Genomic DNA, 24,078 nt, shown 5'->3' on the forward strand with positions numbered 1-24,078 from the left:
TTTTATTTTCTAATTATTATGCTTGTACTAGAGCACCTAAATCCTTTTCAAGATATTCTCTCCATAAGCCATCCATATACATTCGACGCATTTTTGCACCAGTACGAACTACTTCTAAGCAACGTTGTTGTAACTCTGGAGTATCAGCATGATCAAGTACAATTTTGTATCCACGCTCTCCGTGAATTTCATCTGATACGATGTGTAAGTCGAAGAATTCAATCTCCTCATCTGTAAAGTTGTACTTCTCACGTAATGCTGGAGTTTGCTTACGATAAATGTCTGGAACTTGAGATTCAAGTCCTACAACTAATGCTGCAGTTGCTACTACGAAGTTTTCTCGTGCTGCGACAGCAAAACACCAACTCTGTAATCCTAACGTTGTAGGAGCCATATTGTTAGGATCTAATACGCGCTCACGAGTAGTTCCACAAGCTTCAGCAAATCGGATTAATAAGTCTGTATGGCGATCGCCAGCGATTTCTTCTTCGTACATATTTTGTAATGTGAAATCTTTTGCATCTTCATATTTTGGTAAATTTGGAGTGTTATGGTAGATATAAGCTAAGTAATCTGCAAAAGGTCCAACATAATGGTAATGATTTTCAGCCCAGCAAGCGAAGTGACTACGCTCTAATTTCCCTTCAGCCCATGCTACAGTAAAAGGTGCTTTTTGGCTGTGATTCCCTTTAATTGCTTCTTCTAACTCCTTACGAAACTCATCTTTAGATAATAATCTAGTCATCCAAACTCCTCCTCCAATATGTTTATGTAGTTTAATAGTTTAGTTAAACAATCGAAGTATACCAAATAACTTAAAACACCTATAAAAACTACTTTAATCGAGTGATTTATTTATATTTTGTATTTGGTATACCAACTAACCTTATAGTAACCCATTGTTTTTTGTTTGTAAATATATTTTTATTAAATTTTCTAATTTTTCTAAATTTTAAAAGGATGCTCTACCATATAACGAGAGCGACAATGGTAGAGACTATTAAGCCTGTAGCAACAGGAAGTAAGTTTTTCCTAGCTAACTCTAAAACATTCACACCACAAAAACTAGCAACCGCTACCAATGATGACCACGCAATTAACGTTCCACCACCTGTCCACACAGATCCCATTTGACCGATAGCTCCTAGCGTTCCAGGCTCCATACCAACTCCCGGTGCTAATGCGCCTGATAAAGCTCCCACTAGCGGTAATCCAGAAAAACCTGAACCTTCTAACCCAGTAATCGCTCCAGTAATTAATAGACCAAACGCCGTTAAAACCGAATTATGTGGAATGATCGATTGACCAGCCTGAACTAAATCAACTAAGAAAGCTGGCTTTGCTACATTTTCTCCTAAGGAAAAAATGGTACCGCTAAAGTCCGAACTGCCTAAGAAGAAGAATGCTGCAATTGGAATAACTGGTCCCATTGCACGAAATGCAAATACGAATCCTTCTGTAATATGTTCACTAATTTTATCAAGAGCTTGTAAACGACGGAATGCTACACATGTTACTACTAACAACATAGTTGCAACACCACCGATAAATGCTGCACCGTCTCCTCCTTCAAATCCACTCATTTTACCATTACCAATTTTCGTTGAAAACATGAATATAATAACTGCTAGTAGTGATAGAGGGACTAATACAGCAAAGATTTTCCCCCATTTTTCACGCTCTCTATCATCCACAGTAGCTTCTGTTGCAGCAGCTATTTCATTTGCGGAAGAGTTTTTGTTTACAAGTGATTGTAAATGTTGCAATGAAGCTTCACTTTCTGATTTACCGATTGATTTGCGTTCAGTAAAGTACGTAATCGCGATTGCAACTCCCCCTGTAATTAACGAGAGAAGCATGACCTTACCTGACACAGCTGATGTTTGAATACCTGCTGATTTTGCAGTAAGCATTGGAGCAATCTGCATAATATAGTCGGAAGATAATGCCATACCTTGTCCTGCAATAGAAACAACCATGGCACAAGCTATTGGCGATAAACCAGCACGAATAGCCGCAGGTACTAATAACGTACAAATAAGCGGAACGGCAGGAGTAGGCCAGAAGAATAAAGAAATGACGTATGTGACAACTAATAAAACAGCAAAAGCAATATGTCCGTTTTTCATCACCTTCTGCATCGGAGCAATCATTCTTTCATCTGCACCAGTATCTTTTAAGGAATGTAATAATGCCACCATAAAAGTGATGATTAAAAAGATGGTAAATAGCTCTTTTGCTGCTACAAGATTTGCGTTGAATAACGCTTGAAATCCACCAACAATTGATCCTTTATAAGCAACAGAAACAAGAAAGGTCCCAATGATGGTAGGCAATACAACCCCTTTTCGAAACAACATAGTCACAATTACAACAAGTGTCATGATACCATAAAGCCAGTGAGCAACAGTTAAATCCATAAACCCCACCCTCTCATTTATAGGTACTTACAACTTACATTCTTCTTCTAGATGTAATAGCTTTTGGAGTTCGTTTGAAAGGTTTTCGAGTGCTTCACCTACAATCTTTTCCCCTATTTCATAACTTGCTTTCGTTGCATCCCCAATGCAACCATTAGTCGTCATCTCTTCGTATCGATAAAACCCTTGAATAGCTTTACCAGGTCGTAGTTGTTTCCATCTACCTTCGTTTTGGATGCTTCCCTTAGTAATTTTATTTGGTCTAATTAAGTGAGGAGCCAAGTAAAGTGCTTCTGACACTTCACGTTCACAGCTGTGACCGAACAATGGCGAGTGAATAGATTCTGAGATTGAAAGTTTGGCAGATGCAGTCGTTTTAGCATAATAGATTTCCAAACCTAGCTCTTCTGACAACATGGTGCAAGCAACATTTAAAGTTGACTGATTGCCACCGTGAGAGTTTAATAATAAAAATTTTTGAATACCATGATGTTTAAGAGATACGATCATATCTTTTAAAATTGCGATAAGCGTAGTCGGTTGCAATGAAATGGTTCCTGGAAAGTTTAAATGATGGTGTGAAACTCCCATATTGACAGTAGGCGTTACAATTACATGAGGATACATTTTTTCAGCTAATTTCTCAGCCATTTTCTCAGCTAGAACTGCATCACAGCTTTCAACCATGTGAGGTCCATGCTGTTCGTGTGCACCGATTGGGATTATTGCTAGTTTTACAGTATGTAGTGCATCCATTACTTCTTCCCAAGTCATCTCAGTTAACAAATATGATTTCATATTTTCACCCCCTTTCATAGTTGTATCCGCTTACAAAACCTTCAACTTTCGTCCTATGAATTCAACCTTTAAATTAAAGAGGTATTTTGTATACCTAAATTATGCAAAAAAATTACTGTGCATTTACTGACTTTGCAACTTTCGGTATTGGGGCGTTTATATTTTCTTGTGAAATGACAATATCATCTTTGATTGTTAACTGACAGCATAAACGAATGCCTTCTTCAACCTTTTCGCCTAGCATTTTCTGCTCTTTCCAATTTGGCGGATCAAGCTTTTCTGCTCCTTCTAGCACTCTACATGCACATTTTGTACATTTTCCCATCCCGCACCCGTATTTCAGTTTTGGGAATTGACGGATGCCTGCCAACACAACTAAATTCGCGTGATCACGCACTTCTTGCTCAATAATTTCTCCTTCTACATGCAAGCGTACTTTTGGCATATGTATCCCTCCAACTTCTTAATTTTCTTAAAATTTCAAAAATTTAATCTGATTATAATTCGAATTTTTTAGAAAGTAAATACTATTATTTATTTGGAAATCTTTAACATTAAATGTTTTGTTAATTCAAAAAAACTTATTATTATAGCCTTCTATTATTTTTATTAAAAATTCAGAAAATTATATTGATTAATATTTTTTTCTGTATTACACTATGAATAGAATTTTGGTATACAAAATACCTTAGCTCAATACTACATAATTAGATGAGGAGTGTGCAAAGATGGGTAAGTATATTGTTTTGACGAATAAAGACACGTTTCAAACTATTGTAGATAACGAGGGATTAAAGGCAATCGAAACATACCACTTCTACTTTTTTAACGAACTAAAAGCTAAATATACAATTGCCGAAGTGTTAGATGACAATATTAAAATTAAACTTTACGAAAAGTATGAAGGAAAAGAATACGTGAATGACATTCGTGTAAAGTTCTTTGAGACATTTGAAACGATTGAAGCAGCACTAGAAGAGTTATACGAAATAGTAAAAGCCCAAGGTAACAGCGAGGACTCTCAGCATTCCAAATTAGTGAAGTCAGACGTACTAACTGTATAGATTACATAGAAATAGCACTGATCCAGTGCTATTTCTTAATTTTACAATAAAAAAAGACAACTATCATACTGTTGTCCTTTCGATTCTTCTAAATAAGCCACTCTAAACCAATCAAATAAAACATTACAATGAGTAAATAACTTATTGTATATGGTATATTCCAATTCGATACTTTAAAGGAGCTCTCTTTAACGATGCTCGACATTAATCCAATCGTCGCATTGTATGGCCCTACTAAAAACGCAGAAATGGCTCCGGCAAGTAATGACACAGTTAAAATATACGGTGATATACCTAAGCTTTGTGGATCTAGCGCTTCAGCCATTAACGTTAAGGTTACTGCAGGGTGTAGCCCTGTAAACGCAAATGCTAACGGAATTAGTGGTAATAGAATTAAAAATACCTCTGGTCCTACAATATCTTTAAAATGAGTGACTGCTATATTTACTGTTACATTTATATTCGTACCTTTTACAACGGAAATAAAAAAACCAGCTGACAAAAAAATAAAAAATTGGTCTTTCATTTTAAAAGAATATGAATGAAAATATTCCTTTAAACTATGTAAAAATGCTTTTTGCTGCTTAATGAAAAGAGACCAACCAAGCGCAAACGGTATTACTAGAATTGATACGATAATAACAAAAGAATACGAAAAAAGATGTTCTGCAAATGAAATAATGAGATTGAATAGAATAATAGCTATGAAAATATGAAAAACTTTTCCTTGAGTTACCACACCTTCTAGTGAAGCAGCTGTTTCATCTTTTACTAAATCATTTCTATGTCCTCTCAAAACATTTTGCCTTGAATTCCTTGTTGCTAATACCCAATCCAAAACAATCCCCAATATACTTAACGGTAATACATATGGTAAAATAGCTCCCCATCTAACCCCAGTTACGCCAATTACAATACCTACGATTGGTGTAATAGGAGCCCATAGTAGAGGCATCGCAAATCCATGGGTAATGGCTCGACTCATAAATCGATCTTCTTTTTTTATCGAAAAAAGACTTAAGGATGGTTGAATAGAATAGTAAGTCATTGGGAGAGTTGCCAAATTCATAAACATGCTTAAAAAGTATGATATTCCCGATGTCATAATGTACAATTGACCGGATGTTTTTACTTTTTTCTGTATGATCGTTTGAATGCCCTTTGCATACCCTCCCAATTTAACCGGAAAACCTAATATTGGAATTACTGCAAACATCGTAAGCAAATCAAGCATTGGACCGAATGAAAGGATATATTCTTTTATACTCGCATTGCTTCTCCAAAGAAGTATGAATCCTATTAGTAAAAAAATACTTCCTATTGTTCTAACGAGTGATTTTACTGTAAACATCGTATGAAGAACAATAAAGGCACAAAAAGAAGAAATAAAAAATTGTAAATCCAAATGAAACAAAGAGGAAAATAAATATAAAAAAATTACTAATCCAAACACATACTTTAACATTGTATCACCATCCTCTCTTGAACTTTGGTATACCAAAAGATATTAATTAGTATGATTTACAAGAAATTATACCATAATTACCTAGTTTTGGTATACAATTTTATCTTTTTCTGTTTTTCACTGAAAAGATATGTATAAGTTATAGGTGAATACATGTAAGCGCTTTGACTTCAAAAAGTTATTTTTTAATGGACTTTAAACTTTATGAAATTAGAGCAACAATCTTATATGGTTTTAAAGATTATTATATACAAATCACTATATGTTTAACCAATTTAAATGAGTGCACAATTTTAAAAACCTTACCGCATTCCGATAAGGTTTATATTTGCCTTTTAAGTTCTCACTTGAATTAATTTACATTAAAAAAAGAAATTATAGACGTATCAATCCCCTTATTAATGTAAAAGATAAAATTAAGGGAGGTGTCTTATAATGGCAAAAGATGTACTTTGCGAAGTTGATAACTGTAAATTTTGGGCTTCTGGAAACAAATGTAGTGCGGATTCCATTTATGTTGTGAGCCATAAAGGGAAACAAGCTAAAAACAACGCTGAAACTGATTGTAAAACATTTGAAGCTGGAATGTAATTGTATGAAGGGTAACCTACTTAGAAGGTTGCCCTTTCTTATTTATAGTATTGATAATAACTATCATTTTCATTCAAATTTATTCCAATTATTTTATATTATTTACATCTAAACCATCAAAAATATTAAATCTTGGATCTATTTCAATCATAATCGCTGTTTTCTTATGATTACATTTCAAAAAAATTATCTTTTTCAACTTTACACACTCTTAAAGCGAATGATTCATACCAGTCTTTTTTTCCACGTTCTTGCGCAACTTTGTGAGCTGCGTGCTCCTTCCAAGTCTTAATAGCATCCAATGACTCCCAATATGAAACCGTTATCCCCATTTCATGATCTCGAGCACTTTCCACTCCTAAGAACCCTTGTTGACTTGAAGCTAATTCAACCATTTTGTCAGACATCTTACTATACCCATTATCTCCATCCGTTCTTTTAGAACAAAAGATTACAGCAAAATATGGAGGTTTTGGCGTTTTTGCAAATGAACTCATTTTTCTCCCCTCCTTCTTCTATTAATCATATTTGATGAAAGAGTTAAATAACATAGACAAATTCAAAAAAGATAAATAAAAAAGCGATACTAGGATGTATCGCTTTTAAATCTTACTCAAAAATATAAGGATTTCCGCTTATGTTAGTTCTCATTTCTTCAGTTACTTGAAAATCTTCTTGTTGAAAATTTTGTTCAAATACTTCTTTATTAATTCCGCTGCCATCATAATGCGTTAATTTATTTTCCATAAAAATCACCTTCTAATTAATATTAGTTTTATGCCGTAAAACTTAATTATTAGAATAACCAATTCTGAAAAATAAATTATAAAAACGATGCAAAAAAACGCATCGTTTCCATTTTTTATATTAATTTAGTCTCATTCACTTTATTTGTTAAAACAAAAGAATAAATCGCAGAAAGTAATGCAAAAATAACAATAATGCCTCCTACTAACGCGTTCATTGTTACTGTATATTGAGTAATTAGGATCCCACCTAAACTTGACCCTAAAGCAATTCCTGTATGAGAAAAAGAGTTATTTAAACCAACTTGAATATCCGCAGAATCTTTTGCTACTCTCGCTAGACTATCTTGAACGGCTGGACTAATTGACCAAGATACCGTTCCCCATAGAACAACTATAATAAATAAACTAATTATTGAACTAGGAGCGAATGTTAAAGTTAAAATAGAAATAGCTAATAAACCTAAATTAAACACTAATGTTTTACTTCCACCAAATTTATCAGTAGACCAACCACCTAACCATCCACCTAAAATCCCTGCCATACCAAATACTAGTAAAACAATACTGATCATGTTAGTAGATAATCCCATCGTTTTCATTAAGTATGGTGTAAAGTAAGTATAAATTGTAAAATGTCCTGTTAATTGTAAAAAAGAAATGAGTTGAATTGATAAAATACGTTTATTTTTAAGTGTTGCTACTTGCTTAATCAATGGAATTGTAGGCTGACCTTTAACTTTCGGTAAGAATTTATAAATCCCTAGCATAGCCAATAAGCTTAATAAACCGACTAATACAAATGTCATTCTCCAACCGAAGTTTTCACCGATCACTGTACCCAAAGGGACACCAAAAACTAGAGATGAACTGATTCCCATAAATATAACTCCAATTGCTCTACCTCTAATTTCAGGAGAAACGATGTTTGTTGCAGTCGTTATTGAAACAACAATTACAACCGAGCAACTTGCTGCAAGTATAATACGCGCGATTAATAATACAGCGAAATTCGGACTAATGATGGAAAGAATATTTCCAAAGAAAAATACTGATAATGCGATTAATAGTAATTTTTTACGTTCTATTTTTGAAGTGATCGCTATAAAAATTGGAGCTCCAAAAGCAAATACTACTGAAAAAATTGATACTAGTTGACCAACCGCACCAACTGAAACATGTAAATCTCCTGCAATCATTGACAGTAAACCAGTAATAATAAATTCAACGGTTCCTGCGACAAATGTTGCAATAGCTAAAATATATATACTTTTATGCATTGCTAAACTCCTCAAGTATGACTATTCATTCATAATAATTTTTTGCCACATTAGTTTATTATATAGGTATAATTAAAATTGTCTATGCAAAAAAACGAATCTACCTAAGATTCGTTTTTTACACGTTGTTGAAAAACAACATTGTCAATTAAATTACCAAATTTTCGTAAAAGGAGTAGAGTGATGTTGTTTTCCATTACAGGATGCTCGCTTTCCATGGGGCGGGACCTGAGCCTCCTCGGCAAGCCTGCGGGGTCTCAGCCTTCCCGCTAATCCCATAGGAGTCAAGCACCCCTCCATTCCAATCAACTTTTTCATCAAAAAAAGTATGCAATAAAGCCTAATCAAATAGCCTTTACTTAGAGTAATCTAGCAGTTTTTATTAATCAGTTTGTAGTACATTAAACTAAATTAATCAAATGATTTTGTTTTTTTAGAATAAGCTCATAATTTTTTAACTTCTAAAAAAAACATGTCTAGTATTATTGGAATCATAAAATTGCTCGAAAATATTAACATTTAAAACCATGAAAAGATCATCCAGAAAAATGATAATTTCATCATTATTAAATGTTCATTTAATGTCCGTTTTCCCTATTGACCATTTTATATTTCAACACTCTGAAAAAAAACAAATCCACCTAAAGATTCGTTTTTTATTATTCTTCATTATTTTCTATATTTGATTTAACTAGTTTTATACTTTGGTCTTCGTTATTTTCAACTAGATGCTGAAGGATAGATAATTTATTTGCCCAAAATTGCTCATAATATGATAACCATTGTTTAATCTCTAAAAATGCTTCTGGTTGTAGTTTGTATCTTCTTTCTCTGCCAACTTTTCTTCCACTAATTAATTCAGCTTCAGAAAGGATATGGAGATGTTTTGCAATTGCTGTTCGACTCATTGGAAAATTACTTGATATCTCTGAAATGGGCAATTCATTATTAGCTAATAATTTAAGTACTTCTCTTCTAGTAGGATCGGCTATCGCCTGAAATACGTCATATTTTTGTGCAGAACTGGTCACTAGTTTTCAACAACCTTTTTAAGCTTCTGAACAATACCAGCCCAACCACCATTCATATTGTCACGTACTATACCACTTTTTTGGTTTGGTTTTGGAAGAATTTCATCAGCAGTTTTCCATCCACTATGGATTAACGTAAATTCAGTTTGATCCCCTAAATCTTTTAAATTAAATGAAACTACCCATCCATCAACATCCCAAGTAAACGATACTCGATTTGGTTCATCAATTTCTAAAACTTTACAAGGTGATGGACCAAATGGACCTTGTAAATGAAACTCGTGACCTACGACTGGTTTAAAGTCATTTGGCATGAACCATGCAGATATACCTTCCGATGTTGAGACGACCTCCCAGACTTTTTGAATAGGTGCATTATATATTAGAGTTTGTTTAATATCTTCAACTTGGTTTTGTACGCCCATTTCAATCCTTCTTTCTAGTTAATATAAAACCTTTTGGTTATGTTTGAAATTATATACAACCATTTGGTTTCATGTCAATCAAATTTTACGTACTTATTTTTTCCTTAAGTTATTAAATTATTATAAATCGAAAAACTCCCTTACATTATGAATTTTCCTTAAACAACAAGAATATGTTATTTGTTGCAAAACGCTTTCATACATACTAAACTAATATAACAGGCTATGACTTTAGCTTCCTTCTACACTCAAATTTAGAATTTATCTAGCGGGTCTCTTTCCTGTATTCCTTATCAGAATTGATAAGGTTACGAGGCTATATTGAATCTTCCTTCTATTAGGTTTGTACTCTAAGTACTTTTTCTAGATTCAATAATTTCCTCGTTTTTTTTATTATAAAATTTGGAGGCAATACATGAATCAAACAAACATCCTTTTCCGAAGAAAAAATTCCCTCTATATCGAAAAACAAGAAAACAACCTCCCAAAACCATTACTTGCAACAGCCTTGAAACAACTTGAAGCGTTCAGTTATACTTTTTCACTTGAGCTTATTGAAATTTTACAAACATGGAACGATCAAGAATTTATAGCTTGGTTTATAGATTTCAGGGAAACTATTGCTAATGAATTAGGCTATAATGTTGACCATATTCCTTTTTACAAAAACTTTCCTAATGACGTAATGAAAATTGATGAAGCTGAAATTTATATAAATAGCTTGTTGTATTATATTTTTGATGTTCAGCCTCTTACCTTAATTCAAAAACGACCACCACTTAGAAATAAAAAAGAGCTAAAGATAATTAAACTTGCAAAACAAGATGATTTAATTCTAATTATTAAAAGATTAATTGACAGTACTGGTTCTTTTAAATCCCAGGACATTGAAGATATTGAATTTGTACTCTTAGCTCAAAATAAACCACAAAATTTATTACCAGAACTATTTTTATCAAAAGAAAAAATGGTTATTGTCCTAAAACTATTGTATCAATCAAAAAAAATAAGCGAAAATGAAATCGCAAATTATTTAAAAACGGCAACAGATATATTACGCTTTTGTGTTGCATTAAGTGATGGTGATCCATCGTTAAGCATGAATACTAAATTTAAATCATTTAGTAGAAAAGAGCGCAAATTCGTACTTTCATTATTAAATGAAATCCCTCATGCAATTGAAGAAATGGTTAAAAGACGCAACGTATGGATAAGAGTTGGAGAAAAACTACATCCTGGTGAATACTCGAAGCGTTTTCCGCACACTGCAAATTTATTCAATATCCTTAGAAACGAAAAGCAAATAAGTACATACCAAAGTAAAATCACTAAATACATAAGTGAAAAGAATCTCACTAAATTAACTAATGAATTAATAAAACGTCCTGGTGAGTTTGCTAGAAAACTAGATTTTGTTTTACGTTCATTTACTGAAGAAAATGATCAGCGATATATTGTTTCACAGTTTTCAATCGTTTGTAAGGATGTTTCAACTCCGGTTCTATTGAGTCTTTGGAATCATTATAATAAACGGAATGATGAGAGAAGAATTCGCACCTTTTTTCCAAAAGGAAATGTTGCGAAACTCTATGCAATTGAAAATAAAATAATAAAACTTAGTGAAGTTATAATCGATGTTGTTTTAAATATTGTTAAAAAAACTTTGTCCGAACGTTTTTCTGTTAAAGAATCTCTTGGCAAAGTATGGATCGATGAATCCTATCGTAACTTTACATTACCTAATGGATTGCGCTCGGCAAGTAAGTCACTTAGAACAATCCCTCGAGGTTCAAATGTTCCGATTGGTGAAGGTGATATTATTAGATTCTTTCTTTATTGGAAAGAAGGCGATGTAGATGGAGTACATACAGGAACTGTCGATATTGATTTAAGTGCAGTATTTTACGATGATAATTTTAATTATATAAGTGATATCTCTTACTATGAGCTAAGAAATCAACAGTTTAAATGTTATCACAGTGGTGATTTCACAAGTGCTCCTAAAGGGGCTAGTGAGTTCATAGACTGCCATATTCCTACACTTAAAAATAATGGGATTCGTTATGTTGTATTAAGTGTAAATAGTTTTTCAGATCATTCATTTTGTAATTTACCTAGTTGTTTTGCTGGATGGATGCTAAGAGACGATTTCAAGTCCGGTAAGGTTTTTGAGCCTAGTACTGTAATGGATCGCTTCGATCTAGCAAATGATCAAAAAATATGTATTCCACTAATTTTTGACACTTTCGAACAGAAAATTATCTGGTGTGATTTAGGTTTACAAGACAATCTAGAGTACTATAACAACGCAAAAAGTAATTCGAATAGTTTAGCAATACTAACTGAAGCTATGACTGAAAAGAATAGTATTTCTCTTTATGAACTATTAGAGTTACATGCTGTTGCCAGGGGTGAACTTGTAACAAATAAAGATGAAGCAGATACTGTGTTTACATTTAATGAAGAAGTCACACCATACCGTTATGATTTAATAGTAAGTGAGTTTATGAGCTAAGCTTTATTCCCCAGACAATTTATTAAAGTCTGGGGAATATTTAGTTTCCACTAATCATTGTTATAAATTCAGCACGCTCAGTACAAAACTCATTTTCCGCTTTAAATCCAAAATTTTCATAAAGTCGAATTGCTCTTTTATTAAACTTAGCAACTGTTAATCTCAGTGTAAAAAGATTAGTCGTTTCATGAATTCTTTCAAGAATAAACTTGAAAAATTCACTCCCAAATCCTTTCCCTGTTAAATCTGGTCTAACTCCTAATCCAATATCAACCATCCTTTTTTCATAAACGCCAAACTCGTTGCCTTTTGGTACTTGAGCTGACTGACCAATACAATAAAAGCCAATTAAGTTCTCATCTTGATCAATTACTGCTAAATACTCATTATTTACTAGTTCATCTAGTCCTTCTTTGCTTAATTCATTATTATAAAAATCGTAAGGTGGGGCATAATTCCAATTAAGAATTTCAGTAGCGTAAGACTCTGTCATTTTTCTAATGTATAATTTCATGATTTCTCCTTATTTTCTACTTGTTAATGCTGTAAAATTAAAAAGCATTACTCTTTTAAAATAGAGTAATGCTTGATTTAAATTAAGGTCTATGTAAAACTAAACAACCTGATCGAGCATAATAAATTTACGAAACTACTCTATTTCTAACAAAAAAGAATACTCCGATATTAATTAATAAAATTCCGAAAAATGCTGCTAATAATAATTGAATACCTAAAATTATACTTGCGTTATCACTAGCATGAAGGATCCACCAAATACTCGCAATGCCTAGGATGAATAGGTTAATATTAAATGCAATTGACATTGTAGCTAATACATTGTGTGTTTTATTTTGCATTTTAACCTCTACCCACACAGATAAAATCAAGGATACGAAAATAATACTAAGGAATTCAATAAACTGTAGATTCATTTCTTATTCCTCCTAAATTTTATTTGGCAATCAACTTACTATTAGGTTATTCTTTTGATTCGTTATAAAAGAATAAATTCCTTCCAAAAAATAGCATTATCATTTTAAATAAGAACTTTTACCTATAACTTTTGATCTGAAAAATCATGGTTTACTAAAAAAACAATCTTTTATCGGATTGCTTACGCTATTGAAAAATAGCCTAGTCAATTAATTATCAAATTTTCGTAAAAGGAGTAGAGTGATGTTGATTTCCACTACGGGATGCTCGCTTTCCATGGGGCGAGACCTGAGCCTCCTCGTCACGTTCGTTCCTGTGGGGTCTCAGCCTTCCCGCATTTCCCATAGGAGTCGAACAACCCTCCGTTCCAATCAACTTATTCAACAAAAATGGTTACACTAAAAACCTACTTTAATATCCTTTACTTAGAGTAGCATAACAGCTAGTTAATCAGTATGTAGATTAATTAAGTAAGAACATCAACTTATAATAATAATCATTTGAACTTGTTTATCTAAAATTTAGCAATTAAATATTTTTAACTTCTAAAATAAACAATTACTAGAGTTTGTTGATATTATAAAACTGCTCAAACAAATTAACATTTAAAATCATAAATAGATCAAATAAAATGAATTATATTATCAATAAGATTCTCTTAATATACGTTTGACCATTTTATATTTCAACATACAAAAAGCAACCCTTTTAAGGATTGCTCTCATTTATTTTTCATATTGAGTCCAATTGGATCCGTATATCTTATTTGAAACATAAATTATTTTTTTCTTAACTCTTTGTTCTTCAGGGCCTTTTAAAAATAATGGTTGATAATTATTTCGGCTAGATACTGAAGAAATTGAAAATGGAACAATTCTTATTTCTTTTTGATTTGTAAGTATCCCATTATTTAGATGAAAAGTTTGTTGGAAAACAAATGTATCTTTATCTTTTGGATTTTTATTACCACCGAACATAAAATTCCCTAAACTATACACAATAAACTTCCCTTTATACTCTTCAATTCCTTGAACAACATGTGGGTGATGGCCAACTATTAAATCCGCTCCATGGTCGATTGCATAATGAGCTAAATTCTTTTGAGTACTATTCGGTACGTAGTCTCGTTCGATTCCCCAATGGAAATGGATTAGAATAATTTTGACACCACTTTTTCTTAAATTTTGTATATCATTATTAATTTTAATCCTTAAGTCAGGTGAATCATTCCAGCCTTCATAGCCTAGTGCAGCAACTTTAATCCCTTTAATCGTTGTTACATATTGGTCGTTATAACCAAAATAACCTATTTTTTCTTTTTTTAAATTGTTAATCGTATCTTCAAAACCTTTTTGCATATAATCATGACTATGGTTATTTGCTACATTGACCGCTTCAATACCACTTAAAGTTAATATTTTGGCATAAGAAGGATTACCTTTAAAACGAAATGTTTTAGATGCTCTTATTTTTGAATTCGTTAACGTCGTTTCTAAATTAACAGTTGATAAATCATCTTGTTTAAAGATATTATTTAGTCCTTTTGTAAAATAAGCTAATCCATTTTTATTTGCTTCTGCTGGAAAAGAATTAATATATTGAAAATCCTCATCTGATCCAAGTGTAAAATCTCCAGCTGCACTAATTTTTATAGTCGTTTCTAAGTTTTTTGGTTTTGCCGTATTGTTATTTTCTGGCTTTTGAACTGGTGGCTTTATAGCTGGCTTCTTAATCGATTTTGGTTTGTCTACTACTTTATTTTCAGTCTCATGTTTTACTAAATTGCTTTCTTCATAAACTTTCTTATAAACAAAATAACTAAATCCTGATATACATCCAAATAGAACTAATATCATAAACCATATTACTATTTTTTTACTATTTCTTTTTTCAGTATTTTTATCCTTCCGACTCCTCATATGTTTTTATTTCTCCTTTTTATATCTTTGCTAGAAATATATTTTCGATTATTAGTTCAATAAAAAAATCTATTTCTTTTTAGTATGGATACCTGAGCCTCACCTACTACATTTAGACAAAGATATTACATAAAATCGCTCAAAATACTCATATAGAAAACTCGTCGACTGACCGGGCATAAGCGAAGGCAGAGGCGTAGTAGCACTTATACTTTATTCCTAACATTGGTCACCACGTAGAGTATGACTCCTTGCTGCCAAATTATACTTTCCTAAAGTGAAAAAAGAGAAAGTGAGTTTTTCTCTCACTTTCTATATGAGAAACTATTTCGTTTCTTAATTTTTCAACGTTAATACATAAGTCACAAATTCATTTAGATTATCTTTTAACATCACTTTAGAAACCAATATTTTTTTACCGGATGGACTCCAAGTAATTGGCCCAGCAATCTCGTCTAAATCAGTCGATAATTGTGTTATCTTTCTAGATTTGACATCGATCACGAATAATCCTCTTTCTCCCTTATCTTCTGAAATTACAGAAAAAGCTAATGTTTTGGAGTTTGGCGACCAACCTGCACCGAAAATTTGAGTTCCAGTAGCTAACGATACAGTTTTTCTTCCATTTTCATCGGTAATAAACAACTCTCTTTTGGTTGGAGTAATTTTTCTAACAATAGCGAATTGCTTTTGATCTAGTGATGGGATAACCCATTCAACTTTTTGCTCGTTGTATTTTTTCCTTATTAAATTAACTTTATCAGAGTTCGCATCAATCTTTTTTACTTGTCCATCTAAATCAGCTGAATACATTTGCTGAAATATTGTTGAATAAATGATAGTCTGATTGTCGATCCATCGTCCTTCTGTCGCAAATGCATAGATGGTATCCGGCTCTGACACTTTAACCTTCCCAGTTCCTTCAGAATTTATAATAAATCCTGTACCAGAATTTCCATCCTCTGTTTGCTTATAAAAAATATGCTTTTTATCAGGTGAAATAACGGCACCTACTTGATCATGCTCCTCACTTGCTAATACTTTTGATTTGTTTGTGTTTAGATCATATGAGAATAAATTAATATGATAAGTATAATCACCATTATCTGTCATTACTGATTTTGGTAATTTCGTATTTTTTTGCTCAGTTAAAATTGTATGATCATCCAACCAATCCGTCCCGCGAATACCCTCATAACGATCTATTTTCTCAAGGGCTAACTCGTTTGTTACAACCTCTTCATTTCCTGTTAATACAGTAATCTTTTTATGTTTTTTTTCAATTACTATATCTTCATTTTGACTTTGACATCCAGATATTAATAGTATTGTACTAACTAGAAAAAATACTTTAATCATGTACTTTTTATACATCACATCACCTTCCTACATTCGTACAAATTTTATGATACGTTTAGAATGTTTCTATTTTTGACATATCATGTTTCAAATTTGTAAACTTTTACTCCGCTAACGGAAATGTAATGATAAAATTTGATCCGCTACCTTCTTTCGATTCAACACGAATCGTACCATTTTGCTTTTCAATTAAATCCTTTGTTAAAGCAAGCCCTAAACCAGATCCTCCTGATTGGCGAGAACGATCTTTATTTACAGTAAAAAATGGTTCAAATATTTTATCCACTAATTCCGAAGAAATACCAATACCCGTATCTGATATATTCATAACTAAACGATTATTTTCAATCTTATTCGAAACGTATATCTCACCATTTGTTTTATTATATTTAATGGCATTATCTAATAAATTCATAATGATTAATGTAAAGCTTTCTTTATCAATAAGAATCGTTGCGTGTTCAAAATTTGTACGGATAGATAAACCAAACTTAGTCATTTTCCCTTTCATTCTTAAACAGAGATCTTCTAAAAGGGAATAAACATCAATTTTTTCTTTTACAATTTCAAAGTCATATTTTTCAAGCTCTGCTAGCTTTAATATTTTTTCAACCATATCGTAAAGACGAAGTGATTCTTTACCTATTGTACTAATTGCTTCTTCTAATAATTTTGGATCATCTGAATACATGTCTAATAAATCAATATAAGCCCTAATTACGGTCAGTGGGGTTTTAAACTCATGTGTAATCGATCCAATAAATTGCTTTTGTTGTTTTTCTAAAACTTTAAGCTTTTCAACAGCTAATTGCAGATTTTCCTTTTCTTGTTGAATGCCTTTTATATTATTTTGAATTTCATTACTCATGTAGAAAATTGCTTGGCTTAAATAACCCAATTCATCTTTTCGACTTAAAGTAGAACGGTCTGGATAGTTTCCTAATTGGATTTCCTCCGTTACTTTTCTAAGTTTTAAAATACTCATAACAAGAGAATTAAAAAAGAAATATCCAATGATAAAACTAAGAATTGTAGTTATTAAACCAATTTTAATAAAGAGTTTAATTGTATTATCATAAAACTTCTTACTATTAATTAATGAATAATCAAACTGAACTACCCCAATTTGATGATTCGCATTATAAATTGGTGCAAAATAAGATAATGTATCACCGCTCTCCTGATATGCAATCTTACCTTTTAACGCATAACTTAATGTATCCCTTACATTTCTTGTAGATTCTAATGGAAGAGAATCTCCTACAACTTTTCCAGACATATTAAAAATTGTCACATGAAGACTACTAATAATCCCAATCTGTCTAGCAATTTCCCGACCATATTGTTTAAAAAAATCTTGAGGATTTTCTGTTGTTTGACTTAAATAAACTTGCTTTACATATACATTTGCTAATTTACTTTGCCTAGCAAGTGTTTCTTCAGTTTGTTTTTGCTGATTTTGTTTTATCCCCTGTAAGACTAATATACTTAAGACAATGACAGTTCCAATTAATAGCATAGCTAAAAACAAGCTCGATTTAACTTTAATACTTAGTTTCATTTAGTTTCACTAGATATCTTATATCCAACTCCAAAAACAGTTTGAATTAAATGTTGATAAGAATTACCAAGCTTTTTACGTAAACGTTGGATATGAATATCGACAGTTCTCGTTCCACCGATATACTCCATTCCCCATACTAAATCTAATAATTCATCTCTGCTAAAAATTCGATCCATATTTGAAATTAATAAAACAAGAAGGTCGAATTCTTTAGGTGTTAGTTCTATATTGCTTCCATCAACAGTCACTTTTCTTTGAGCAGGAATTACTTGAAGCTTATTAATTGAAATGCTCTTTTTTTCATCAGGTGTTGATTGTTTTTTTAATCTTCGTAGTAAAGATCTAGTTCTAGCAAGTAATTCCCTAATATCAAACGGTTTTGTTATATAATCATCGGCTCCAAACTCTAATCCTAAAACTCGATCAATAATATCATCCTTAGCTGTAAGTAAAATAATGCCAAGTCCTTCTTTATTTCCAATTTGTTTACATAAGTCTAAACCGTTCATTACAGGCATCATAATATCCGATATTAAAATATCTGGTTTAAAATCTGGAATCTTATCTAATGCTTCTTTTCCATTAAATGCGTTTTCTACGATAAACCCTTCTCTACGAAATGCGTAAGTTAATGGATCTACAATACTTTTTTCATCATCTACAATTAATACTTTCCCTTGCAATTACCTCACCTAAATTCATAATTTATGTTTTTAGTTTTATTTACTTAAACTTTATTTTTGGATTTTTAATATTTCCTTAGAAAAATTATAGATTGCTCGGTACTGAATTACTAAACGTTTTTACTTTAAATGCAAAAAATTTACATCTTGGAAACATCTTGTTCTTTTTTTTCATTGTTCTTATCATTAATTAGTTTGGACAATATTCTAGTCCTTTATCTGAAATCATACATTTAGTAATGAGTACAAATGGGAGGGATTTCATGGAACACCCACATATTCGAAATATGCAAGATAAATGCAAAAAATATAAACTATGCCATGTAGTGTTTCAAACTTCTGAAAGAGCTTTATTAGAAGGAATTTTATTAGATAACAATTCGAGTAGCGCGGAATTACTCGTCCCTGAAGACCTCGCCGCACCGGAATCGCGTTTTTTTGAAGTAAGACAAAACAGCGGCGAAACTTTTCCCCCTAGATACCGAATATATAAAAAGGTCACTGTCCCACTTTCTTCCGTTGTATCAATATACTTGTTTCCATATTACTATCCAAGCTATCCATACATTTATCAAAGGAATTATCATCCTCAATAGTAAAAAAAGCATCTAGAATCTAGATGCTTTTTCATTTTTGATTTTGAAGTTTTATTCCGCTACAAATGCAAATATCGATAAAGGTTTGATTTCATTGGAAGTAATAGACTCTTCTAGCATTTTTACTTCTGATCGAATTAGTCCATTTAATTTACTAGGCATATTTTCAAAATTATTGAGTTCAATATCGATATCCGCCAAAGTCTTATTAATCTCCCATCTAGCATCCTGTAATTTTGGAGAGAATATAGATGTTTCATTCATTATGTTCCACCCTGAAGCTTTACAAATATTTTTCATATCATTTGGAGTAAAAAGGGTGCGAATATTTGATTCACTGTTTTGTTTTAATGACTCATACTGAGCTTGAATTAAAATAGATAGTAAATGCGGGTACTGCTCAATTGAGCTAATTCTTGTATCCCATTCGGCAAAGCATAATTTTTTACCCCATTTTTTAATCTTTTTTAAGACTGCAGTAAATTCTTCATGTGATTTTAAGTACCATGAGCAGTGAGACATTACAATATAATCAAACTCATCTTCATGGAAATCAACAGTTGGTGATAATATATCAATTTCAAATTCTATCTTTAGTTGTTTACCTAAATTGGATTGTAATAGGAAGTCCGCTGAATCTCCTAATGAAACTGGACTGCCGTATGTTGGTGGGCCAATATCGATTCCATGAACAAATCCATTTTCCCCGACAATATATGCTAAAACGGCCGTCGTATCTCCTTGACCACAGCCTATCTCTAATACTTTACTACCCTTTTCTATATTCCAAAACTCAACTAATTTAAAACGATGTTCTGTTTGTATTCTTTGTATATCAGACATCCCCTTACCTGATGCCATACAATCAATAACTGATTCAACTGCATTTTTTAGCATTGAATTCCTCCTTAGAGATAAAAGTTTTTATGAAACTATTTTTCTATTACTTTCAAATTGATTTTATATTAATCTACTTTAAAGTTTACCTCTCCTACACCTAAATCTACATTTATTGTTAATTTAACATCAGCGTTTTCATACGCTTCATTAACATAAACACCATTTCCTTTTGAAATTAAATCGATTACATTCGTTTTGCCAATTCCCTTACTTAAATTTATCTTTACACCCACATCAGAAGGTAACACGATGGTCGTTTTTCCAACCCCTGTTTCAATATTTGCTTCGAAGCTTTTTTTCCAGTTTCCACCTAAATTAACATTAAGCTCCCCGACTCCAGCCTCGATCTCTAATTCATTTAAATTCAGTCCACGTAAATCAAGATTTGTTTTTGATGCGCCAGTATTAACATCTAAATCAATCGGAAGTTTATTCGAAAGCTTCAAATTCCATTCATTCTTTAATTTACCAATTTTCACTTTTGGAAAATGCTTTTTAGATTGATCTATTCTTATTTCTCCCGTGGAATCTTTGAGCTTATATGATACATTCGGATTAAAATATTTATTGTTATATTCGATCGTTCCGTCTACCCAATTTTTTGTACCTTTAGAAACATTCATGATTCCAGCACCTAAATCTAAACTAACATCCAATTTTTTAGCTTGATCTTTATGAATAGAAACAGTTTCTTCTTTTACCTTTTCATTGTTAAAAATTGAACAACTCGCAAGAACGAATACCGAGGTAATCATTAATAAAGCAGAAATAATAAATTTTTTCATTTTTTAACCTCCAATTAAAAACTTCTAATAATCACATTTTATGGAAATTAAAAAATCTAGATAACATCCTGCAGTATCAATCTGTCTACGACCAAAGTATGAAAGTAAATAAAGTACGAGGTATCCATTAATAATTATTAGATTTTTAGACAGTATTCTCCTTTAATTGTTAATAAAATGATTTATAATTCCAACTGAAACTAGTCATACCTTCAAATTCAAATCAATTACATACGTTCTCTTGAATGCGAATAAAATGTAATGAAGGAATTGTAAAGGAGGAGAATATATGACAAGTTCTCCACTAACAACTGATCAAATGATTTCAATCATTCAAAACGGCCTTAGAAAAACTGAATCCTCAAAAAAAGTAATTATCGTAGGCGCTGGAATGGCTGGTTTGACCGCAGCTTCATTATTAAAGAATGCAGGACACCATGTCACAATTATTGAGGCAAATGATCGAATTGGTGGTCGTGCTTATACTTTACGTGCTCCGTTTAGTAATGGGCTCTATTTAAATGCTGGTCCATTACGAATCCCAAATGTTCATCATTTAACTTTAGAGTATATTAGAAAATTCAATTTGCCAGTAAATGAATTTATTAATGAAACCCGAAACGATATCATTTATGCAAATGGAATAAAAACAAATCAAACTAACTATAAAAGCAATCCTGATATATTAAATTATCCAGTAGCACCAAACGAAAAAGGAAAAACTTCAGATGTGTTATTGGACCAAGCTTTACAGCCATTTATCAATTTTATTAACCAAAATCAATCGACTAATTGGGAAATAGTCGAAAAAAGGTATGGTAATATTTCATTTGGTTCTTTTTTAAATTCGTACTTTTCTGTAGGTGCAGTTGATATGATTGGGGTGCTCCTTGATTTTGAAGCATTTATGGGAATGTCCTTTTTAGAAGTATTGAGGGAACAGGTCACTTTTAAATCGGCAACGAAATTTTATGAAATAACAGGTGGAATGGATCTTTTACCTAAAGCGTTTCTTCCTCAATTAAAGGATAATATACTATTAAATTATAAACTGACTAAAATTATTCAAAATGGTAATTCCCTAACAATCCAAACAACTGACAATACAACTGCAAACCAATACATTATGAACGCAGACCTTGCCATTATAGCTATACCATTTTCACTCTTAAGATTTGTGGAAATTGAACCATTTCATTCGATTTCTTATTACAAACGAAAAGCAATTCGCGAAATAAACTACATGTCTGCAACAAAAATTGGAATTGAATTTAAAAGTAGATTTTGGGAGAAATATGGTCAATTCGGTGGTATGTCTACAACCGATTTGCCTACCAGACTTTCACTCTATCCTAGTACTGGAATTGGCACCTCAGGTCCAGCAGTTGTCAAGGCAAGCTATACGTGGGCAGATGAGGCGCTAACATTGAGTGCCTTAACTGAAGAAGAGCGTATTCATTATGCTTTAAGGGATTTGTCTAAGATTTGGGGGAACCAAGTTTATTCTGAATTTGTAACTGGAACGTCCTTTAGCTGGAGTCAAAATCCATTTTCTGTTGGTGCCTTTACATTTTTTGAACCGGGGCAAGAAGAAGAACTGAATTCTTATATTTCTTCTCCTGAAGGCAGATTACACTTTGCAGGTGAACATACTTCAAGGTCCCACGCTTGGATTCAAGGTGCAATTGAGTCTGGTATACGGGCTGCTAATGAAGTGAATAGCCTATACTAAACTACTTAAAAGTAGGAAAGACCGGGTAATTACTGCCCGGTCCAATTTTATGTACAAATATTTTTCATTTTTACTTCACTCATCTAATGAATTAGCTCATATCATACGTTTTGATTTAAGTCTGTTTAACTCCCCAAATCGAAACTGATTTTATGCAATTACTAACTATTATTGAATCGGACCACCTGGCCTAAATCGGCACATCATTATTTCATTAACAAATTGCCCATTTGCTTTTATATTCCCTCTTTTAACACCTTCAACTTTAAACCCAAACTTTTCATATAGCGCTTGTGCCTTAGGATTTGTCTCCAATACTCCTAGCTCTACTCTTTCTAACATTAACCAATGATCTGCCAAATCTAATACTCTCGTAAGCAATGCTTTTCCAATTCCTTTATTATGATGATTTCCATCAGTTGCGATAAATAAATCTCCCACATGAGACCTGCGACCTGTTCTTTGCACTAAACCAACTAACCCTACTACATCTCCATTACATTCTGCGACAAATTCATATTCGTTTGCTTGTAAGTTTCTAATTCTATTTTCCATCATGTCTACTCGCATACTAGGTAGAAATATCATATATGGAAAAACATTTTCTTGGGTGCATATGCGATGAAGTGCCTTAGCATCATTTATTTCTACTGGTCTAATCAATACTTCCATCTATGCTCACTCCTACAACTTTTTATATTAAATCTTCAAGCCACTCATGATTAGGTTGATGTATCAAGATTGCTTCACGTAACCATGCTTTACTGTGAAAGGACAAATAATCTTTCACGTTTTTAAAGTCCTGATGATCTTTTTCTCTTGTATTTCTAACCTTATATAAAAGCACTATTTCTGGATTCAAGTAAGGAATCCCCTCATTTGTAACACGATAAAATCTGTCAAGCTTACAAGTAATCAATTCATCTCTTCTAAACTTCCAATCATTTAACTCGATTTCATTTAATAAAACTTCTAATTCATCTTTTGTCTTATCATTTTTGGCATGTATTTCATGAGTAGGTAGCTCTAAATATTCATTCTCCCAAGTTGATAATTCCCCTTTAATGACTTTATTAAACGTCCAGTTATGTAAATATTCTTTAAGATATAGTTGATCCTTACGCGCAATGGCTATTTCAATATCATGGTGATTTCTCGTTTGTTTTTCTATGAAAAGGTCAATTGCCCATCCACCAGCTATATACCATCCTTTATTAAAATCCTTCATACTTTTATACACTTTATAACATTGTTCAAAGGACACAGCATTCC

At 32.2% G+C, this 24,078-nt stretch carries 25 protein-coding genes; 5 read left to right on the forward strand and 20 right to left on the reverse strand.

Annotated features, from left to right (window positions below; genetic code table 11):
• Positions 1-16: 16 nt before the first annotated feature.
• The 4 genes from BED47_RS08465 to BED47_RS08480 all read right to left on the reverse strand — a co-directional run bounded on the left by BED47_RS08465 (position 17) and on the right by BED47_RS08480 (position 3,663).
• Complete coding sequence (locus tag BED47_RS08465; protein ID WP_069033294.1) at positions 17-745, reverse strand: TenA family transcriptional regulator; 729 nt, start codon at positions 743-745, stop codon at positions 17-19.
• A 220-nt stretch (positions 746-965) separates the two neighbouring features.
• The gene (locus BED47_RS08470; RefSeq protein ID WP_069033295.1) at positions 966-2,420 is read right to left on the reverse strand and encodes a hypothetical protein; all 1,455 of its coding nucleotides are present in this window, start codon (positions 2,418-2,420) and stop codon (positions 966-968) included.
• Positions 2,421-2,447: 27 nt separating this feature from the next.
• The gene (locus BED47_RS08475; RefSeq protein WP_069033296.1) at positions 2,448-3,218 is read right to left on the reverse strand and encodes a creatininase family protein; all 771 of its coding nucleotides are present in this window, start codon (positions 3,216-3,218) and stop codon (positions 2,448-2,450) included.
• 112 nt (positions 3,219-3,330) lie between these two features.
• Entirely contained in the window at positions 3,331-3,663 is a 333-nt protein-coding gene (locus BED47_RS08480) for a 2Fe-2S iron-sulfur cluster-binding protein (protein ID WP_069033297.1), read from the reverse strand.
• 283 nt (positions 3,664-3,946) lie between these two features.
• On the opposite strand from BED47_RS08480, the gene BED47_RS08485 reads away from it, so the two are divergent.
• Complete coding sequence (locus tag BED47_RS08485; RefSeq protein ID WP_069033298.1) at positions 3,947-4,282, forward strand: hypothetical protein; 336 nt, start codon at positions 3,947-3,949, stop codon at positions 4,280-4,282.
• Positions 4,283-4,370: 88 nt separating this feature from the next.
• On the opposite strand, the gene BED47_RS08490 is transcribed toward BED47_RS08485, so the two are convergent.
• Complete coding sequence (locus tag BED47_RS08490; RefSeq protein ID WP_069033299.1) at positions 4,371-5,747, reverse strand: hypothetical protein; 1,377 nt, start codon at positions 5,745-5,747, stop codon at positions 4,371-4,373.
• Positions 5,748-6,182: 435 nt separating this feature from the next.
• Here BED47_RS08490 and BED47_RS08495 point away from each other — a divergent pair, with 435 nt between their 5' ends.
• Positions 6,183-6,338 (forward strand): DUF1540 domain-containing protein, encoded by a 156-nt coding sequence (locus BED47_RS08495; RefSeq protein ID WP_069033300.1) that lies wholly within the window; start codon positions 6,183-6,185, stop codon positions 6,336-6,338.
• A gap of 170 nt (positions 6,339-6,508) precedes the next feature.
• Here the strand turns inward: BED47_RS08495 and BED47_RS08500 are convergent, their stop codons facing one another.
• The 5 genes from BED47_RS08500 to BED47_RS08515 all read right to left on the reverse strand — a co-directional run bounded on the left by BED47_RS08500 (position 6,509) and on the right by BED47_RS08515 (position 9,820).
• The gene (locus BED47_RS08500; RefSeq protein ID WP_069033301.1) at positions 6,509-6,835 is read right to left on the reverse strand and encodes an antibiotic biosynthesis monooxygenase family protein; all 327 of its coding nucleotides are present in this window, start codon (positions 6,833-6,835) and stop codon (positions 6,509-6,511) included.
• A gap of 112 nt (positions 6,836-6,947) precedes the next feature.
• Positions 6,948-7,085, reverse strand: coding sequence for a hypothetical protein (locus tag BED47_RS23675; RefSeq protein ID WP_175403473.1), 138 nt, complete (start codon positions 7,083-7,085; stop codon positions 6,948-6,950).
• 115 nt (positions 7,086-7,200) lie between these two features.
• Positions 7,201-8,364: an MFS transporter gene (locus BED47_RS08505; RefSeq protein ID WP_069033302.1), complete on the reverse strand. Its 1,164-nt coding sequence runs from the start codon at positions 8,362-8,364 to the stop codon at positions 7,201-7,203.
• Positions 8,365-9,023: 659 nt separating this feature from the next.
• The gene (locus BED47_RS08510) at positions 9,024-9,395 is read right to left on the reverse strand and encodes an ArsR/SmtB family transcription factor (RefSeq protein ID WP_069033303.1); all 372 of its coding nucleotides are present in this window, start codon (positions 9,393-9,395) and stop codon (positions 9,024-9,026) included.
• Positions 9,395-9,820 (reverse strand): SRPBCC family protein, encoded by a 426-nt coding sequence (locus BED47_RS08515; protein WP_069033304.1) that lies wholly within the window; start codon positions 9,818-9,820, stop codon positions 9,395-9,397. The genes BED47_RS08510 and BED47_RS08515 overlap by 1 nt, the downstream gene beginning before the upstream one ends.
• A gap of 415 nt (positions 9,821-10,235) precedes the next feature.
• Between BED47_RS08515 and BED47_RS08520 the strand changes: the two genes are divergently transcribed.
• Positions 10,236-12,335: a TerD family protein gene (locus BED47_RS08520; protein ID WP_069033305.1), complete on the forward strand. Its 2,100-nt coding sequence runs from the start codon at positions 10,236-10,238 to the stop codon at positions 12,333-12,335.
• A 40-nt stretch (positions 12,336-12,375) separates the two neighbouring features.
• On the opposite strand, the gene BED47_RS08525 is transcribed toward BED47_RS08520, so the two are convergent.
• From BED47_RS08525 to BED47_RS08550, 6 genes are all read right to left on the reverse strand, one after another.
• A complete protein-coding gene (locus BED47_RS08525; RefSeq protein WP_069033306.1) occupies positions 12,376-12,849 on the reverse strand; it encodes a GNAT family N-acetyltransferase in 474 nt (157 codons plus the stop codon).
• A gap of 127 nt (positions 12,850-12,976) precedes the next feature.
• Positions 12,977-13,267, reverse strand: coding sequence for a hypothetical protein (locus tag BED47_RS08530; RefSeq protein WP_069033307.1), 291 nt, complete (start codon positions 13,265-13,267; stop codon positions 12,977-12,979).
• Positions 13,268-13,993: 726 nt separating this feature from the next.
• Positions 13,994-15,187: a CapA family protein gene (locus BED47_RS08535; RefSeq protein WP_069033308.1), complete on the reverse strand. Its 1,194-nt coding sequence runs from the start codon at positions 15,185-15,187 to the stop codon at positions 13,994-13,996.
• Positions 15,188-15,523: 336 nt separating this feature from the next.
• Entirely contained in the window at positions 15,524-16,561 is a 1,038-nt protein-coding gene (locus BED47_RS08540) for a TolB family protein (RefSeq protein ID WP_069033309.1), read from the reverse strand.
• 88 nt (positions 16,562-16,649) lie between these two features.
• Positions 16,650-18,107, reverse strand: a complete 1,458-nt coding sequence (locus BED47_RS08545) for a sensor histidine kinase (protein ID WP_069033310.1) — start codon at positions 18,105-18,107, stop codon at positions 16,650-16,652.
• Positions 18,104-18,793 (reverse strand): response regulator transcription factor, encoded by a 690-nt coding sequence (locus tag BED47_RS08550; protein WP_069033311.1) that lies wholly within the window; start codon positions 18,791-18,793, stop codon positions 18,104-18,106. Before BED47_RS08550 ends, BED47_RS08545 begins: the two co-directional genes overlap by 4 nt.
• 263 nt (positions 18,794-19,056) lie before the next feature.
• Here BED47_RS08550 and BED47_RS08555 point away from each other — a divergent pair, with 263 nt between their 5' ends.
• The gene (locus tag BED47_RS08555) at positions 19,057-19,389 is read left to right on the forward strand and encodes a hypothetical protein (protein WP_069033312.1); all 333 of its coding nucleotides are present in this window, start codon (positions 19,057-19,059) and stop codon (positions 19,387-19,389) included.
• 51 nt (positions 19,390-19,440) lie between these two features.
• On the opposite strand, the gene BED47_RS08560 is transcribed toward BED47_RS08555, so the two are convergent.
• Together BED47_RS08560 and BED47_RS08565 are read right to left on the reverse strand one after the other, a co-directional pair.
• Positions 19,441-20,286: a class I SAM-dependent methyltransferase gene (locus BED47_RS08560; RefSeq protein WP_069033313.1), complete on the reverse strand. Its 846-nt coding sequence runs from the start codon at positions 20,284-20,286 to the stop codon at positions 19,441-19,443.
• A 68-nt stretch (positions 20,287-20,354) separates the two neighbouring features.
• Positions 20,355-21,074, reverse strand: a complete 720-nt coding sequence (locus BED47_RS08565) for a toast rack family protein (protein ID WP_069033314.1) — start codon at positions 21,072-21,074, stop codon at positions 20,355-20,357.
• Between the two features lie 289 nt (positions 21,075-21,363).
• Between BED47_RS08565 and BED47_RS08570 the strand changes: the two genes are divergently transcribed.
• Positions 21,364-22,806, forward strand: coding sequence for a flavin monoamine oxidase family protein (locus BED47_RS08570; protein WP_069033315.1), 1,443 nt, complete (start codon positions 21,364-21,366; stop codon positions 22,804-22,806).
• A 168-nt stretch (positions 22,807-22,974) separates the two neighbouring features.
• Here BED47_RS08570 and BED47_RS08575 read toward each other — a convergent pair whose 3' ends face one another.
• Together BED47_RS08575 and BED47_RS08580 are read right to left on the reverse strand one after the other, a co-directional pair.
• Entirely contained in the window at positions 22,975-23,478 is a 504-nt protein-coding gene (locus BED47_RS08575; RefSeq protein ID WP_069033316.1) for a GNAT family N-acetyltransferase, read from the reverse strand.
• A 22-nt stretch (positions 23,479-23,500) separates the two neighbouring features.
• Positions 23,501-24,070 (reverse strand): nucleotidyltransferase domain-containing protein, encoded by a 570-nt coding sequence (locus BED47_RS08580; protein ID WP_069033317.1) that lies wholly within the window; start codon positions 24,068-24,070, stop codon positions 23,501-23,503.
• Positions 24,071-24,078: the final 8 nt, after the last annotated feature.

The organism is Gottfriedia luciferensis (assembly GCF_001712755.1).
In the GTDB taxonomy this organism is placed as follows: Bacteria; Bacillota; Bacilli; order Bacillales; family Bacillaceae_G; genus Gottfriedia; species Gottfriedia luciferensis_B.

Coding starts and splice junctions, on each gene's coding strand:
- BED47_RS08465 (WP_069033294.1), bottom strand. CDS start 745: ATGACTAGATTATTATCTAAAGATGAGTTTCGTAAGGAGTTAGAAGAA.
- BED47_RS08470 (WP_069033295.1), bottom strand. CDS start 2,420: ATGGATTTAACTGTTGCTCACTGGCTTTATGGTATCATGACACTTGTT.
- BED47_RS08475 (WP_069033296.1), bottom strand. CDS start 3,218: ATGAAATCATATTTGTTAACTGAGATGACTTGGGAAGAAGTAATGGAT.
- BED47_RS08480 (WP_069033297.1), bottom strand. CDS start 3,663: ATGCCAAAAGTACGCTTGCATGTAGAAGGAGAAATTATTGAGCAAGAA.
- BED47_RS08485 (WP_069033298.1), top strand. CDS start 3,947: ATGGGTAAGTATATTGTTTTGACGAATAAAGACACGTTTCAAACTATT.
- BED47_RS08490 (WP_069033299.1), bottom strand. CDS start 5,747: ATGTTAAAGTATGTGTTTGGATTAGTAATTTTTTTATATTTATTTTCC.
- BED47_RS08495 (WP_069033300.1), top strand. CDS start 6,183: ATGGCAAAAGATGTACTTTGCGAAGTTGATAACTGTAAATTTTGGGCT.
- BED47_RS08500 (WP_069033301.1), bottom strand. CDS start 6,835: ATGAGTTCATTTGCAAAAACGCCAAAACCTCCATATTTTGCTGTAATC.
- BED47_RS23675 (WP_175403473.1), bottom strand. CDS start 7,085: ATGGAAAATAAATTAACGCATTATGATGGCAGCGGAATTAATAAAGAA.
- BED47_RS08505 (WP_069033302.1), bottom strand. CDS start 8,364: ATGCATAAAAGTATATATATTTTAGCTATTGCAACATTTGTCGCAGGA.
- BED47_RS08515 (WP_069033304.1), bottom strand. CDS start 9,820: ATGGGCGTACAAAACCAAGTTGAAGATATTAAACAAACTCTAATATAT.
- BED47_RS08520 (WP_069033305.1), top strand. CDS start 10,236: ATGAATCAAACAAACATCCTTTTCCGAAGAAAAAATTCCCTCTATATC.
- BED47_RS08525 (WP_069033306.1), bottom strand. CDS start 12,849: ATGAAATTATACATTAGAAAAATGACAGAGTCTTACGCTACTGAAATT.
- BED47_RS08530 (WP_069033307.1), bottom strand. CDS start 13,267: ATGAATCTACAGTTTATTGAATTCCTTAGTATTATTTTCGTATCCTTG.
- BED47_RS08535 (WP_069033308.1), bottom strand. CDS start 15,187: ATGAGGAGTCGGAAGGATAAAAATACTGAAAAAAGAAATAGTAAAAAA.
- BED47_RS08540 (WP_069033309.1), bottom strand. CDS start 16,561: ATGTATAAAAAGTACATGATTAAAGTATTTTTTCTAGTTAGTACAATA.
- BED47_RS08545 (WP_069033310.1), bottom strand. CDS start 18,107: ATGAAACTAAGTATTAAAGTTAAATCGAGCTTGTTTTTAGCTATGCTA.
- BED47_RS08555 (WP_069033312.1), top strand. CDS start 19,057: ATGGAACACCCACATATTCGAAATATGCAAGATAAATGCAAAAAATAT.
- BED47_RS08560 (WP_069033313.1), bottom strand. CDS start 20,286: ATGCTAAAAAATGCAGTTGAATCAGTTATTGATTGTATGGCATCAGGT.
- BED47_RS08565 (WP_069033314.1), bottom strand. CDS start 21,074: ATGAAAAAATTTATTATTTCTGCTTTATTAATGATTACCTCGGTATTC.
- BED47_RS08570 (WP_069033315.1), top strand. CDS start 21,364: ATGACAAGTTCTCCACTAACAACTGATCAAATGATTTCAATCATTCAA.
- BED47_RS08575 (WP_069033316.1), bottom strand. CDS start 23,478: ATGGAAGTATTGATTAGACCAGTAGAAATAAATGATGCTAAGGCACTT.